Origin of the sequence: Streptomyces sp. NBC_00988 (genome assembly GCF_045162645.1) — a bacterium.
Lineage (GTDB): Bacteria > Actinomycetota > Actinomycetes > Streptomycetales > Streptomycetaceae > Streptomyces.
Window position 1 is genome coordinate 474670 of sequence record NZ_CP108730.1, and the last position, 12866, is coordinate 487535.

General features: G+C 69.3%; 9 protein-coding genes and 3 pseudogenes. 7 read left to right on the forward strand and 5 right to left on the reverse strand.

The features are described from left to right. Positions 1-116 precede the first annotated feature (116 nt). The 3 genes and pseudogenes from OG496_RS02245 to OG496_RS02255 form a co-directional block, all read left to right on the forward strand. Complete coding sequence (locus OG496_RS02245) at positions 117-1757, forward strand: IS1634 family transposase (RefSeq protein ID WP_405969311.1); 1641 nt, start codon at positions 117-119, stop codon at positions 1755-1757. A gap of 31 nt (positions 1758-1788) precedes the next feature. Next, positions 1789-2892 (forward strand): Gfo/Idh/MocA family protein, encoded by a 1104-nt coding sequence (locus OG496_RS02250; RefSeq protein WP_405969312.1) that lies wholly within the window; start codon positions 1789-1791, stop codon positions 2890-2892. A 77-nt stretch (positions 2893-2969) separates the two neighbouring features. After that, positions 2970-3235: pseudogene (locus OG496_RS02255) on the forward strand (sugar phosphate isomerase/epimerase); the annotation flags it as partial. 403 nt (positions 3236-3638) lie between these two features. Here the strand turns inward: OG496_RS02255 and OG496_RS02260 are convergent. Beyond that, positions 3639-4463 carry an SDR family oxidoreductase gene (locus tag OG496_RS02260; protein WP_318022217.1) on the reverse strand — a complete coding sequence of 275 codons (825 nt, stop codon included), beginning with the start codon at positions 4461-4463 and terminating at the stop codon, positions 3639-3641. A gap of 441 nt (positions 4464-4904) precedes the next feature. On the opposite strand from OG496_RS02260, the pseudogene OG496_RS02265 reads away from it, so the two are divergent. Both OG496_RS02265 and OG496_RS02270 read left to right on the forward strand, forming a co-directional pair. Further along, positions 4905-5462, forward strand: a pseudogene (locus tag OG496_RS02265) (CatB-related O-acetyltransferase); the annotation flags it as partial. 96 nt (positions 5463-5558) lie between these two features. Next, positions 5559-5687, forward strand: a pseudogene (locus OG496_RS02270) (glycosyl transferase); the annotation flags it as partial. A 74-nt stretch (positions 5688-5761) separates the two neighbouring features. Here OG496_RS02270 and OG496_RS02275 read toward each other — a convergent pair. The 4 genes from OG496_RS02275 to OG496_RS02290 form a co-directional block, all read right to left on the reverse strand. Next, positions 5762-6556 carry a transglutaminase domain-containing protein gene (locus tag OG496_RS02275; protein ID WP_405969313.1) on the reverse strand — a complete coding sequence of 265 codons (795 nt, stop codon included), beginning with the start codon at positions 6554-6556 and terminating at the stop codon, positions 5762-5764. Positions 6557-6703: 147 nt separating this feature from the next. Next, positions 6704-7330 carry a phosphatase PAP2 family protein gene (locus tag OG496_RS02280; protein ID WP_405969314.1) on the reverse strand — a complete coding sequence of 209 codons (627 nt, stop codon included), beginning with the start codon at positions 7328-7330 and terminating at the stop codon, positions 6704-6706. Continuing rightward, positions 7323-8732, reverse strand: a complete 1410-nt coding sequence (locus tag OG496_RS02285; protein WP_405969315.1) for a diacylglycerol/lipid kinase family protein — start codon at positions 8730-8732, stop codon at positions 7323-7325. The genes OG496_RS02280 and OG496_RS02285 overlap by 8 nt, the downstream gene beginning before the upstream one ends. Positions 8733-9818: 1086 nt before the next feature. Beyond that, positions 9819-10160, reverse strand: a complete 342-nt coding sequence (locus OG496_RS02290; RefSeq protein WP_405969316.1) for a hypothetical protein — start codon at positions 10158-10160, stop codon at positions 9819-9821. 765 nt (positions 10161-10925) lie between these two features. Between OG496_RS02290 and OG496_RS02295 the strand changes: the two genes are divergently transcribed. Together OG496_RS02295 and OG496_RS02300 are read left to right on the forward strand one after the other, a co-directional pair. Continuing rightward, positions 10926-11747 (forward strand): helix-turn-helix transcriptional regulator, encoded by an 822-nt coding sequence (locus tag OG496_RS02295; RefSeq protein WP_405969317.1) that lies wholly within the window; start codon positions 10926-10928, stop codon positions 11745-11747. Positions 11748-11861: 114 nt separating this feature from the next. Then, complete coding sequence (locus OG496_RS02300; RefSeq protein WP_405969318.1) at positions 11862-12803, forward strand: NADP-dependent oxidoreductase; 942 nt, start codon at positions 11862-11864, stop codon at positions 12801-12803. Positions 12804-12866 lie beyond the last annotated feature (63 nt).

The window sequence follows — 12866 nt, forward strand, 5'->3', positions numbered from 1 at the left end:
CACGTGCCTCGTTCGGTTGGAACGGGGCGTGTGCGGTGTCGGGTGGGTGGTGTGGTCGTTGATGTGATGTGTCGATGATTTCGCGTGCCAAGCGGCCACGGGTGCAGCGTCCACGGATGAACGTGGAGATCGCGCCTGTGGTGGAGAGGCGTCTGGGTGCTCTGCCCGCCTCTGCCGAGTTTCTGCGCCGGCTGGACGTGGCCGGGATCATCGACGGGCTGTGTCCGGTCCGGGAGGTCGCGCATCTCACTCATGGGCAGGTCATCGAGGTACTGGTCGCCAACCGGCTTTCCGCGCCCGCGCCGCTGGTGCGGGTCGGTGACTGGGCCCGCGAGTGGGCTGTTGAGGAAGTCTTCGGGATCGAGGCGGACCTGCTCAACGACGACCGTATCGGCCGTGCCCTGGACGCCATCGCGCCCGAGCTGGAGGCCATCGTCGGCAGTGTCGGGGCGAGCGCGATCGCCGGGTTCGGGATCGATGTCTCGCGCCTGCACTGGGACATGACCAGCATGTCCCTGCATGGCGCCCACGAGAGGCCGGAAGAGGGGTTCCCGCAGGTCAAGTACGGTCATCCCAAGGACCGCCGGGCGGATTTGAAGCAGATCCAGGCCGGGATCGCGATCTCCGCGGACGGCGGCATCCCCGTTTTCCATCGTGCTTACGACGGCGGGGCCGGCGAGGTCTCCCAGGTCGTCGGGGCGATGACGGCCCTGCGTGAACTGGCCGCGCCCCGCGACTTCCTGATGGTCGGCGACTCGAAGCTGATCTCCTACGGCAACCTGCTGGCCCTTCAGGAAGCCCAGGTGAAGTTCATCGCCCCGGCGCCCGCGGCCAAGATTCCCGATGGCCTGTTCGCCGGCCTCGACGCGGGCCGGGCCCGCCTGGTCGACTACACCGCCGGGCGGGACGCGGGCAAGCCACCCGCGCAGCGTGGCCGCTACCGCGTGCTGGAAGACACCCAGACGCTGGCCGGTCCACGCAAGCGGGACCCGCAGGTCACCGTGCGCCGGATCCTGGTCCACTCCAGCGCCAACGCCGCTGCCCAGCAGGCAGCCCGCACCCGGCGCCTGGACAAGGCCCGTGAGGAACTGGACAAACTCCAGTCCGCCTGCGGCGGCCGGCACTACGCCACCGCCCAGAAGGTCACCGCACGGATCGGTGTGATCACCAGCAAACGCCGTATCGGCTCCTGCCTGGTCACTTCCATCAGCACCGACGAGACCGGCCGACCCGCCCTGACCTGGCACTACGACCAGGAAGTCCTGGCCGCCCAAGCCGCCACGGACGGCTGGTACGCGCTGCTGACCACCCTCGATCCCGCAGTGGCCGACGCCGCCGAGGTCCTCATCCGCTACAAGGGCCAGCCGATGGTCGAGCGCCGCTACAGCGACTTCAAGGGCCCGCTCGCCGTGGCCCCGGTCTTCTTGCACCACAACCGGCGCATCGCCGCCCTGATCACCGTGATCTGCCTGGCCCTGCTCGTGTTCTGCCTCATCGAACGCCAGGTCCGCCAGGCCCTGGGCGACGACCAGAGCATGCGCGGCCTCTACCCCGACAACCGTGCCCTCCGGCCGACCGGACGCATGATCCTCTACCACCTCGCCGACCTCCGGATCCGTGTCGGAACAGCCACCGACCCACCAACCATTCTGATCACCCGCGCCGTTCAAGCCCACCTCCTCGAACTCCTCGGCATCGACGAAACCCGCCCCCGCTGGCTGGAGACCTCAAACCCCACGTGCGAAATCCGGGTCTAGACTTGCCGCCCTGATGCGGGAGGAGCGGGCAGTGAGCGCAGCACCCATACTGTTCGGCATCGTGGGAAGCGGCTGGCGGGCCGAGTTCTTCGTACGGCTGGCACGAGCGCTGCCCGAGCGACTCGCGGTCGCCGGCGTGGTGACCCGTTCCGCCGACCGAGCCGCCCGCGTGGCGGCGGAATGGGGCGTGCCGGCCTTCCGTACGGTCGACGAACTATGCGGCGCCGCACCGGAGTTCGTGATCCCCTCGGTGCCGTGGGAGGTCACGCCGCACATCGTGCAGGAACTCGTCGAGCACGGGACACCGGTGCTCGCCGAGACCCCGCCCGCACCCGACATACGGGGACTCGGCCGGCTGTGGGACGCCGTGGGCGCCGCGAAGCGCCCAGGGGGCGGCGCCCTCGTCCAGGTCGCGGAGCAGTACACCCTCATGCCGGGCCACGCCGCCCGGCTCGCCCTCGTACGGCGAGGAGTGATCGGCGAGGTCAGCTCCGTACAGGTGTCCTCGACGCACATGTACCACGCGATGTCGCTGATCCGGCACACGCTGGGCGTCGGTTTCGGACCCGCCACCGTCACCGCGCGGGCCTTCACCGCCCCTCTGGCCGACCCGCTGACGCCGGCCGGCTGGACGGACGACCTGACTCCGAAGGACGCCGTCACCACCCTCGCCCTGCTGGACTTCGGCGCGGCCCGTACGGCGCTCTACGACTTTACGGACAACCAGTGGTGGAACCCGCTGCGGGCCCGCCGGATCGTGGTGCGGGGGTCGCTCGGCGAGATCGTCGACGACGCGGTGGTGCGGATGGCCGACCCGCGTACTCCAGTGGAGTCCGCGCTGACGCGCCGCCGTACCGGCACCGACCTCAACCTGGAGGGGTCCGAGGTCCACCACATCTCCTTCGACGGCGACGTGGTGTGGCGCAACGAGTACGTGGGCGCGAGCCTGTCCGAGGACGACCTCGCCGTCGTGGATCTGCTGTGCCGGACGGGCGCGTGGGTACGGGACGCCGGGCCGGAACCGTACCCGCTGGCCGACGGCTGCCAGGATCACCTGCTGGCGCTGGCCTGCGAGGAATCGGCCCGCACCGGGACGCCCGTGACGACCACGGTGCAGCCGTGGGCGGGCAGTTGACCCCTGGAACGCAGGCCGGACTCTGCCGCCCGTCCGGCCGGGCCCGTTCCACCAGCATCGCGACCATCACCATCCGCCCGAACGAGACAGAGCGACAGTCGGCGGTCCGCTACGGGAAGCGGATGATCGAGAACACCACCGACCTCGAATGCCCCCTGATGAACTCGGAGTTCAACGGCCGCCCCGAGCGCGCCGCCGAGAGCGAGGCGGCGTTCTGGCGATCCTTGGAGGAACTCCGAGGAGAACACTCCCGCCGTCGACCTCCTCCGGGCTGCGCTACATCCTCAACCCGCCCGGCACCCCCGCCCGTATCCACCAGCACCTCGACATAGGGCAGGGCGAGCATGCTCGACCGGATCACCAAGGAACTGGCCAGGTGACCGAGTCGGTGACACCGGCCGACATTTCCGGTGCGTCGAAGCAGATCGGGAAGTACGCACAGTGGCTTACCTCAGCGCCTGACACGGCATGCCCTTGAACGACGTGGGAAGGGTCATCCGCGCAGGTCAGCATCCCCAGGTAGACAACTTCAAGAAGATCCCCTCGGCGACTGACGTACAGCACCGCGAGGTCGCCGACCTGTCACGAGCAGGTGTGCGACCGCGACCAGAGGCACCTCTCCTGATCACACAGTGCCATCCCGGAAGGGGGGTCGACCGGATTCACTCCAGTCGACCCCTTCATCGCGCGCTCACTCGCCTACGCGCACGGCTGTCCCTTCCGTTCGCCGGGTCGCCCTGGCCGGCTCAGCCCTGCGCCAGTTCTGCCACGGGCTGCCACTTCTCCCACACCGCGAGACGCTGCTCGTAGTCGGCCTTGGCGATGCCCAGCGGAGCCGAGCCGAAGAAGCAGCGCAGCGGCGGCTCGTCGGCGTCCACGATCTCCAGCACGGCAGCGGCGGACGCGGTCGGATCGCCCGGCGTGCCGACGCGCTTGCGGCGCTGCTCCTGCACTTCCTTGTGGAAGTCGGCGTACGCGGGCAACGGCTCGGAGGTGCTCGACGAGGAGCCCGCCCAGTCGGTGGCGAACCCACCGGGCTCGATCAGTGTGACCTTGATGCCGAACGGCGCCACTTCCTGGGCCAACGCCTGGCTCATGCCTTCGAGCGCCCACTTCGACGCGTGGTAGATCCCGACCAGCGGGAAGGCGCTGATGCCTCCGATGGATGAGACCTGGAGGATGTGTCCGCTGCCCTGCTCGCGCAGGAACGGCAGCGCCGCCTGCGTGATCCACAGGGCACCGAACAGGTTGGTCTCCAGTTGCGCACGCGCTTCGGACTCGGTGAGTTCCTCGACCATGCCGAAGTGGCCGTAACCAGCATTGTTGACCACCACATCGAGGCGCCCGAACCGCTCGTGCGCCTGCCGTACGGCGGCGAAGTCGGCGTCACGGTCCGTCACGTCGAGGCGCAAGGGCAGCAGCCGTTCTCCGTGCTCCGCGCGAAGGTCCTCCAGGGTGGAAAGGTCGCGCGCGGTCGCGGCAACCGAATCGCCGCGTTCGAGGGCGGCGACGGCCCACTCCCTGCCGAAGCCGCGTGAGGCACCGGTGATGAACCAGATCTTCTGCGTCATGGTGTGCTCCTCAAGGAAACTCGTCAGCCGTACCGTCAGTACATCGCGGTGTTCCATCCACCAGACAACACTCAGCCCGCAACGCACGCCACACCAACCGGGGGCGAATCAACTACGCCGCTCCCGGCAACCTCCAGAGTCAGCGGGCATCCGGCGCTACCACGCGGACTGCGCCGCAGCTCGCGGTGTTCGCGGGCCTTCTCGAAAGCATGAGACAACTCCAGCTCACGCCGCTTGAGACGCTCGGCGCCCATCTGGGTCAGCAGCGCGGCACGCAGGACACGGGCGCTGGTGGGCAGCCTCCGTTCAACGGCGGTTGGCCACCCTTCTCAAGGAAAGGTGGCCACAGCCGTTCCGGCGCCGAACGTCCTATCGTGTTCCACCGCCGCGATCACCTTGTTGGGAGTTACCGCCCTGAGAAGGTCGATCGGACCCAGCGCACGGGAGTTGGCGAAGTCGCCGCTGATCGAGATCGGCGACCTCTCCTCCTACGACGATCCGCACGACCCGACCGCGTTCGAGACGCGCAACGTTCTCTACGACTACGACTACGACTACGACCACGGCCCCGAGCGCCTCGTCAGCGCCAAGTACTGCGCGCTGGGGACGGGCACCCGGTTCCTCACGAACGGCGCCAACCACCGCATGGACGGCCCTTCCACCCTCCCCACCATGGGCGGCTCCTGGGCGGAGCACTTCGCCCTGATCACCGACCTGTCCGGCCGGGGCGACACAGTCGTCGGCAACGACGGGTGGCTCGGCCACAGCGTCACGGTCATGCCCGGAGTACGCATCGGCCGCGGCGCGATCATCGCCGTAGGCGCCGTGGTCACCGGAGATGTCCCCGACCACGGACTCGTCGGCGGCGCCCCCGCCCGGCTCATCCGCACCCGCTACGACGCGGCCGACATCGCCCGCCTCCTCGCCGTGGCGTGGTGAGACTGGCCGGTGCAGCACATCACCGAGCACGTACGGACGATCATGTCGGGGACCGTCGCGACCTGGAAGAGGCCACCGCACAGCTCGACCAGCCCTGACGGCGCCTCCTCGCCACACCCCCGCACGCGTCCCGCGCAAGACAACGAGAGATCGCCCATGTCCCGTCGCCGCGCCCGCATCGCGATGGTCGGCGTCCCCATCGTCAGCCATGTCCTGCCCAGCCTCGCGCTCATCCGTGAACTGGTGGCCCGCGGGCGCCGGGTCACCTACGCCAACGCCCCGAGCAGGATCACGCCGCCCACCTCGACCAGTACGGCCTCCTGGCGGCGAGCACCGCCGTGTTGATTCGCCGCGAGCCCTCAGGCGCCTGCCGAACGGCGGCTCATGATGGGTTCGGCCAGCAGTCTCGCCGTTCCGCAGAGGCTCTGGCCGTGCTGGGCGAAGAGTGCGTCACGTGAGTCGAAATGGCCCAGGTCTGTCAGGACGTGGGCCGAGAGGTCGCACGAGGGACCGGTGGCCGGGCAGACCGTCGTGCCGTCCCAGTCGATCGCCGTCCGGGACAGTGCCTCGAAGAGTGTCTCCGGGCCGGTGTTGGTGAAGCCGCCGCCGCTGGATTCGTTCAACTCGTCGAGGTCTCCGAAGAGTTCCGAGACCGTCAGCCACGGTGCGGTGGGACGGCCGTTCTGCGGCGGACCTTCGATGCGGAACTCCGGCCATGCGAGCACGACTTGGTGCGGGACCAGCCGATGGACCCGGGGGAAGCGCGGGTACCAGAAGCTGCCGTCGACCAACAGGCCGCGCACGCGCGTGGCCACTCCGGTTGCCCGCGCGACCGCCTCCAGCACCGCCAGCCGCTGACTGCACGAGCCTCGTCCGCGGCGCAGCACCTCCGAGGCGGGTCGCTCGTCCTGCACCGAGTACACCGGCCGCACGGCCGTGGCGATCCATCGGTGGGCCTGCCGCAGGGCCGCCGTTCGGCAGGCGTCCGAGGCGTCTTCCGTGTCCGTCGGCAGGTCGAGACGGCGCACCAGGGACGAGACGTTCGGATGCCGCCAGTCGAGAATCCGCGTCGGAGCCGCGCTGCCCGCCGCTCCTCCCATGTCGGCGCCACGTGTGCGGACACGGCCTCGCGGCATGAGAAGTGAGCTCGTCATGACGGTGATCCTCTCCCCCAGCATCCTCTGCGGATGGCGAGACCCATCATGGCAGTATTTTTGAACGCGTTCAACTAAGGGGTGAGGTGATCCGGGTATCGGGAGCTGCCTGCCGTCCGGATACCCGAGCGCCCGGACAACGGGCGATCACCGGGCAGAAGACCCACAGGTGAGGCGCACAGCTCTGCCGCCGACCGAGCCGTCCCGGTGTGCGGCCACCGCCAGGACGGCCGCGGCCGCGCCCGTTCCGAGGACGGCGCCGGCGACCACGTCGCCCGGGTAGTGCACCCCGGTGTGGACGCGCGAGTAGCCCACGGCACAGGCCAGCAGTCCGAGGGGGACCGTGACGGCCGGGAACGCGGGCCCGACCGCCGCGGCGAAGGCGACGGCGGACGCCGTGTGACCGGAGGGGAACGACGCGGACGCCGGCATGGGGACGTGCCGACCCGGGAACGGCGAGTCCTCGGCACGGTGCGGGCGTGGCCGCCGTACAAGACGCTTGCCCAGGAGGTTGGCCGTGGTGGACGCGACGCCGATCGCTGCCACGCCGAGCACCGCGGCGCGGCGGGAGCGGCCGGGGCGCAGGGCCAGGGTGGCGGCGATCAGAAGGGAGATCTTGGAGTGATCAGCCGCCGCGGACAGTCGGCGCAGTGCCGAGTCCAGTGCGGGTGTGCTGGTGACCGTCACGGCCTCGTAGAGGGCCTGGTCGAGGCTGGCGAGGTCGCGCAGCAAACCCTGGGGTACTCGTTGGTGGCGAGTCCGACGGTCAATCATCGCTCTGCTCCTGGTTCTTGTCGCGTGAGGGGGCTGCTCGGTCGTGGCTCTCGCGTGCGTGGGGCGACAGGTCGAAGGCGAGGCGTATCACGCGGTACCAGTCGACGGTCGGTGCGACGTACGGTGCCCCGGGACGTTCCCGTGGCACGCGGACCCGCAGCACGCCGGGCCGTATGGAGCACACGACGGGCGGAGGCAGGACGAGTGCCTCGCCGTCCACGGCCACCGGGATCGCCTCCTCGTCGGACTCCACGACGACGCTGCGGGACGTCAGAACCGTGATGCCGCTGGCCCGCTCCCCCAACAGCGCCAGTTCGGCGGCCTGTACGGCGCCCCCGACCTGGACCGCGATCACGCCGAGCTCGCCCGTGTCGAGCCGTTCCCGGCGGCCACCGGTCAGGGGGTCGGCCCGTGCGTAGGGGTTGTTGCTGACCAACACCGCCTGCGGGGCCTCCAACCGCTCCTCGTCGGTCCGGGCACTGAGTGCGGCGCCCGCCTCGCCCGCCAGCAGGTCCGGCAACTGGTCGAGCGCGGTGACCGCTTTGGCGTCGCGGTAGTCGGGGTTCTGCACGATGTGCGCGTACGTACCGAACGAGGCGGTGTTGACGAAAGGCCGGCCGGCGATGTCTCCGAGGTCGACGCGGAGTTCCGCACCGTCCGAGAGCGCGTCCAGGCTGCTCACCGGATCGTCCCGGTCCAGGCCGAGGTCCATGGCGAAGTGGTTGCGGGTGCCGGCCGTCACGACCATGAACGGCAGACCGTGTTCGGCGGCGACTCCCGCCACCAGGGCCTGGGTGCCGTCGCCGCCGGCCACACCGAGCAGGTCGGCTCCTTCGGCTACGGCCTGCCGGGCCAGTGCCACCGGATCCGGATCCGTGTCGAGGTCGAGAAGGATCACTCGCGCGCCCAGTGCCTCGGCCCGCTCCACGAGTCCGTACTGCACGACCTTCCCGCCGCCCGACTTCGGATTCATGATCAGCACGGCCCGGCGGGGCGGGCGCACCGTGCGGGTGTGCATGCCGTGCGGCTTACGCAGCCGGCGCAGGGCACTCCGCGCGCAGCCGAGCGCGGCCGTCCACGCCGCGAGGGCGACCACCGCGACCACCCACAGGCCCGACACGGCGTACACCACCAGGACGCCGACGGGTGCGGTGATCGCCAAAAGGGCACCGAGGAGCCGGGCGAATCCACGGTGCGCCAACGCCCACCACAAGCCCGCGCCGGTCAATCCGAGACCCGCCAGGCCCAGCAGCAGGATGAACCAATGGTTCGTGCCGGCCACCACTGCGGCCACTGCGCCCGCGATGCACAGCAGGGCGAGACGGGCCAGGGCTCGCGCCGAGCCGAGACCCTTGTCGGGTCCGTGGCGTTCCGTCGCACGCGTCGTTCTGGTCTCGTTCAATGTCGATTCCCCGTCATGGATGAGGCGGACGGCCGCGATCGCGCGGCGGGTGCTTCGTCTGTCCGTCACGCCGGCGATTCATGTCGGTGTCCATGAAACCTACGCGGTGTGCCCCGCCTCGTCCTCGACCGGACGCGATCGGCGGCTCGTGCGCAAACCGCTAAGCGGATCGCGGGGGCGTGCTGGCCCGCGACGGTCGGGCTGCCGATGTCCACGACGCGGCTCCCGCGCGACGCATCCGGAGTGCGGTCCTCGCCCTCTCAACGACGAGCCCTTCGAACTGCGGCCTCGTGTCCCTCGATACCGCGAGTCCGGCGTCTCCCGACCTCGTTGTCCCTGTCCGCCACCCCGTCTCCTCCCGCCCGTCGGTGATCAACCGAGCCTCGACGACATCCCAGGCAAAGTGGATCAAGAATACAGGCCAGGTCGCGCCGACCGTGTCAGACACCGGATCCGCCGACCCGCCCTGCCGCATGGAGCGGATTCGAGTTCTCCGTGCCCGACGACGCCATGAAGCCCGGGTTCAGCAACCCCACCGTCGTCTCCGGCTCCTGCACGTGCCGAACCCTGATCCGGCGGTTTCTGCTCTCGCCAAACGGTCCGGGTGTGGTCAGGCGAGGGAGAGAAGGATCTTGCCTCGGCCCGTGCCGGTCTCCAGCGGGTGGTGTGCCTTAGACGTCATCTCATGTGGCGAGTCTGCGGTAGCAAATGAGGGTGCAGGCGATGCTGGTGAAGGCCAGGAAGTGCACCGGCTGGCCCGCTGAGCCTCCTGTTCCCGCCTCATCGGCCGGGCCACGGGACGTTTGCGACACCAGATGGGATTCCAGCGACATGCTCATCGGCGTGGAGGACGATGAGCCGCAGACCGTGTGTCCCTGGACCGAGCGACAAGGTGGGCACATTCACCGCCGACGCCGACACCACCGGAACCGGCCGCAGAACGTGGGAGCCGCTAACCGACACCTGGAACGACCGCGTGGGAGACCTGTACTGCCAGAATTCACCGCTTCTACGGTCGACGGCTTCCAGGGAACCATGCGCTCGGTAAACCTGCAGGACACGGTCGTCAACGAACTCTGGGGCTCCTCATCCGTAAGCACCCAGGCGGTCGGTACGCACGAGCACGACCACATCAGGCTGTACATCGGGCTGTACGTCGGGCTGTACGTCGGGCTGTACGTCGGGCTGTACGTCGGGCTGCGAGGTGCGATGCCCATGCGGGACCCGCACGACCAGGGCGGTGACGCCCACATCTCGGCCGGCACCTACTTCATGCACCACGTCGTGATGGAGAACCACCTCCACACCGCCCCCGAGATCGGCAACCGCCTCTTCATCTTCCCCGGCGACGCCCTGCGGTCCCTGGTCGCCGGGAAACCACGCGCCGGTCGGGCCACCTCGCCCGCGGCGCAGGTCCTCCTGGCACACACCACCATGGTCCAGCGGACCGTGAGCGACCTCGGCCCAGGGGGCCGCCTACGCGTTCCGCAACGCCCTGCTCGAACCGGCCAAGGGACTGCTTCTCGACCACGTCGACGACCGCGAACCCACCTTCACCCCGGCGCTGGCCCAAGCGGCCAAGAACCTGGCCGACACCCGCCTCGCCGACGTCGACCTGTCGCCCGCCACCATCGCCGCGCACCTGTACGTCCGCAGCGGGCCTTCGCGAGTCTGGGCGAGTCGTTCAGCAACTACAGACGCCGGCGACAGCTGGAGGAAGCCGCCACGGCACTCACTGCCTCGAATCACGTCTCACCGTGTCCGAGGTTGCCGTGTGCCGGCACTTCACCGACAGCAGCCACTTCATCCGCGCCTTCAAGAAGCAACACCGAGCAATTCGCACGCCGGCCGACCTGACGACTCAGCCTGCTGTCCTCGTTACGGTGCACCGGCGACTGTCGCCGCCGGCCCGGCTTACCGCGTCCTGCTCCACCGTTGGAAAGGCACTGCGTCCGCAGACGACGCTTGTGCCCTTCTTGGTCGGTCAACCTGCGCACGCGGAGCAGTCTCAGCCACCACACCCCCAGCGGTCGGATCGGACTTCACCGGACGTGCAACCGCCGTGGCCGCCGCCTCGGCGAACCTATGTGGTGACAGCACTAGCCAGGGACAACTTGTCCGCGGTTAAAGCCGCCCTTCATCCGCTTCCGGGTTCGCGTCAAGATTGTCCTGTCGAACAGAGGAGGTCGGACGATGGACCGGGCGTTGCTGGCGGATTTTCTCCGAGCGCGTCGTGAGGCGTTGCAGCCGGAGGATGTCGGGCTTCCCCGCGGGCAGCGGCGCCGCACCGGCGGGCTGCGGCGCGAGGAGGTGGCGGCGCTGGCCGGGATGTCGGCCGACTACTACAGCCGAATCGAGCAGCAGCGAGGTCCGGCGCCGTCGGAGCGGATGCTCGTCGCGCTCGCCCGGGCGCTGCGTCTCAACGAGAGCGAGCGTGACCACGTCTTCATCCTGGGTGGGATCCCGGCGCCGCAGCGGGTTCTTCGGGACGATTACATCGGTCCCACGATGCTGCGGATCGTCGCCGGTCTCTCGGACGTGCCCGCGATCGTGCTGTCACGGCTCGGCGAGGCATTGCTGCAGACGCGCCCGGCGGTCGCTCTGCTCGGTGACTACACCCAGTACTCGGGCTTGTCCCGTTATCTGGTCTACCGCTGGTTCACCGGTGATCGGCGGGTCCGTGGCCTGTACCCCGTCGAGGACCATCCGATACGGGGCAGGGTCTTCGCCGCGGAGATCCGGGACGCGTACACGGCGGATCCCACCGGGAGGGCCGGCGAGATCGTCGCGGCGCTGCTGGAGGCCAGCTCCGAGTTCGCGAACATCTGGCGGTTGCACGAGGTGGGAGTGACTCATCATCACGACCTCAAGCGCTACCTGCACCCCGAGTTGGGGGAGCTGGAGCTGTACGCCGAGATGCTGTTGGATCCGGAGCAGCATCAGACGCTCCTGGTGTTCACCGCCGTGCCCGGTTCTCCGAGCCACGGCAAGCTTCAGCTCCTGAGAGCCGCATAGCGGCTGTCTTCCCTCACCCACCTGAAGGCACTGTCTCGATAGCCCAGGCGTGCCCAGGTTTCACAATGCTTCAAATTCGAAGCACACTCTCTGTCACGAAAGGTGGCATTTGTCATGAAAGCAGTGCGTTTCTATGAGTACGGTTCTCCGGACGTCTTGCGTTACGAGGACGTGGAAGAGCCGGTCCCCGCAGCCGGGGAGGTCCGGATCCGGGTGGCCGCGACATCGTTCAACCCGGTCGACGGCAACATCCGCGCGGGCTTCATGCGGGGCCCCATCCCGGTGGCCCTGCCGCACACCCCCGGCATCGACGTCGCGGGCACGGTCGACGCGCTGGGCGAGGGCGCGGACAGGGTCAGGGTGGGTGACCAGGTTGTCGGCTTCCTGCCGATGACCGGTGCCGGCGCTGCGGCGGAGTACGTGCTCGCCCCGGCCGGCCTGCTGACGGCGGCGCCCGCGAGCATCCCGCTGGCCGATGCGGGCGGACTGCCACTGGTCGGGCTCACCGCCTGGCAGGCCCTCTTCGACCACGCCAAGCTGACTGCCGGCCAGCGGGTGCTGATCAACGGTGCGGGCGGCGCGGTCGGCGGCTACGCCGTCCAGCTGGCCAAGCACGCCGGCGCACACGTGATCGCCACGGCCGGGCCGCGCAGCAGTGATCGCGTCAGGACGGCGGGTGCCGATGAGGTGTTCGGCCACGGGGTCCCCGAGCTGTCCGCGCTTGTCGACGTCGTGCTCAACCTCGCGCCGGTCGATCCGATGCAATTGGCCGCGCTGACCTCCGTGGTCCGCGACAGCGGCATCGTGGTCAACACGACGGTGTGGATGCCCGCGCCTTCCGACGAGGAACGCGGCGTGCGCGGCGTCAACCTCTTCGTCAACAGCGACGCCGCGCAGCTGGCGAGGCTGGTGACGCTGGTCGACTCCGGAGCGCTGCACGTCGACATCGCTCGACGGGTGCCGCTGGCCGAGCTGCCGGCGCTGCACGCGGAGGCCGCAGAAGGCGCGCTCTCCGGCAAGGTCCTCGTCGTTCCCTCCGCCGCCTCTCTCACCTAGGCGACCTTCTCCGGCACGGCGATCGCGTCGCGTCTCCCTACAAGCCGTCGAGCCATCGCCGAG

Excerpts from the sequence above, each read along its gene's own strand:
- OG496_RS02300 (WP_405969318.1), top strand. The coding sequence starts at position 11,862 with ATGAAAGCAGTGCGTTTCTATGAGTACGGTTCTCCGGACGTCTTGCGT.
- OG496_RS02275 (WP_405969313.1), bottom strand. The coding sequence starts at position 6,556 with ATGACGAGCTCACTTCTCATGCCGCGAGGCCGTGTCCGCACACGTGGC.
- OG496_RS02245 (WP_405969311.1), top strand. The coding sequence starts at position 117 with ATGAACGTGGAGATCGCGCCTGTGGTGGAGAGGCGTCTGGGTGCTCTG.
- OG496_RS02295 (WP_405969317.1), top strand. The coding sequence starts at position 10,926 with ATGGACCGGGCGTTGCTGGCGGATTTTCTCCGAGCGCGTCGTGAGGCG.
- OG496_RS02260 (WP_318022217.1), bottom strand. The coding sequence starts at position 4,463 with ATGACGCAGAAGATCTGGTTCATCACCGGTGCCTCACGCGGCTTCGGC.
- OG496_RS02280 (WP_405969314.1), bottom strand. The coding sequence starts at position 7,330 with ATGATTGACCGTCGGACTCGCCACCAACGAGTACCCCAGGGTTTGCTG.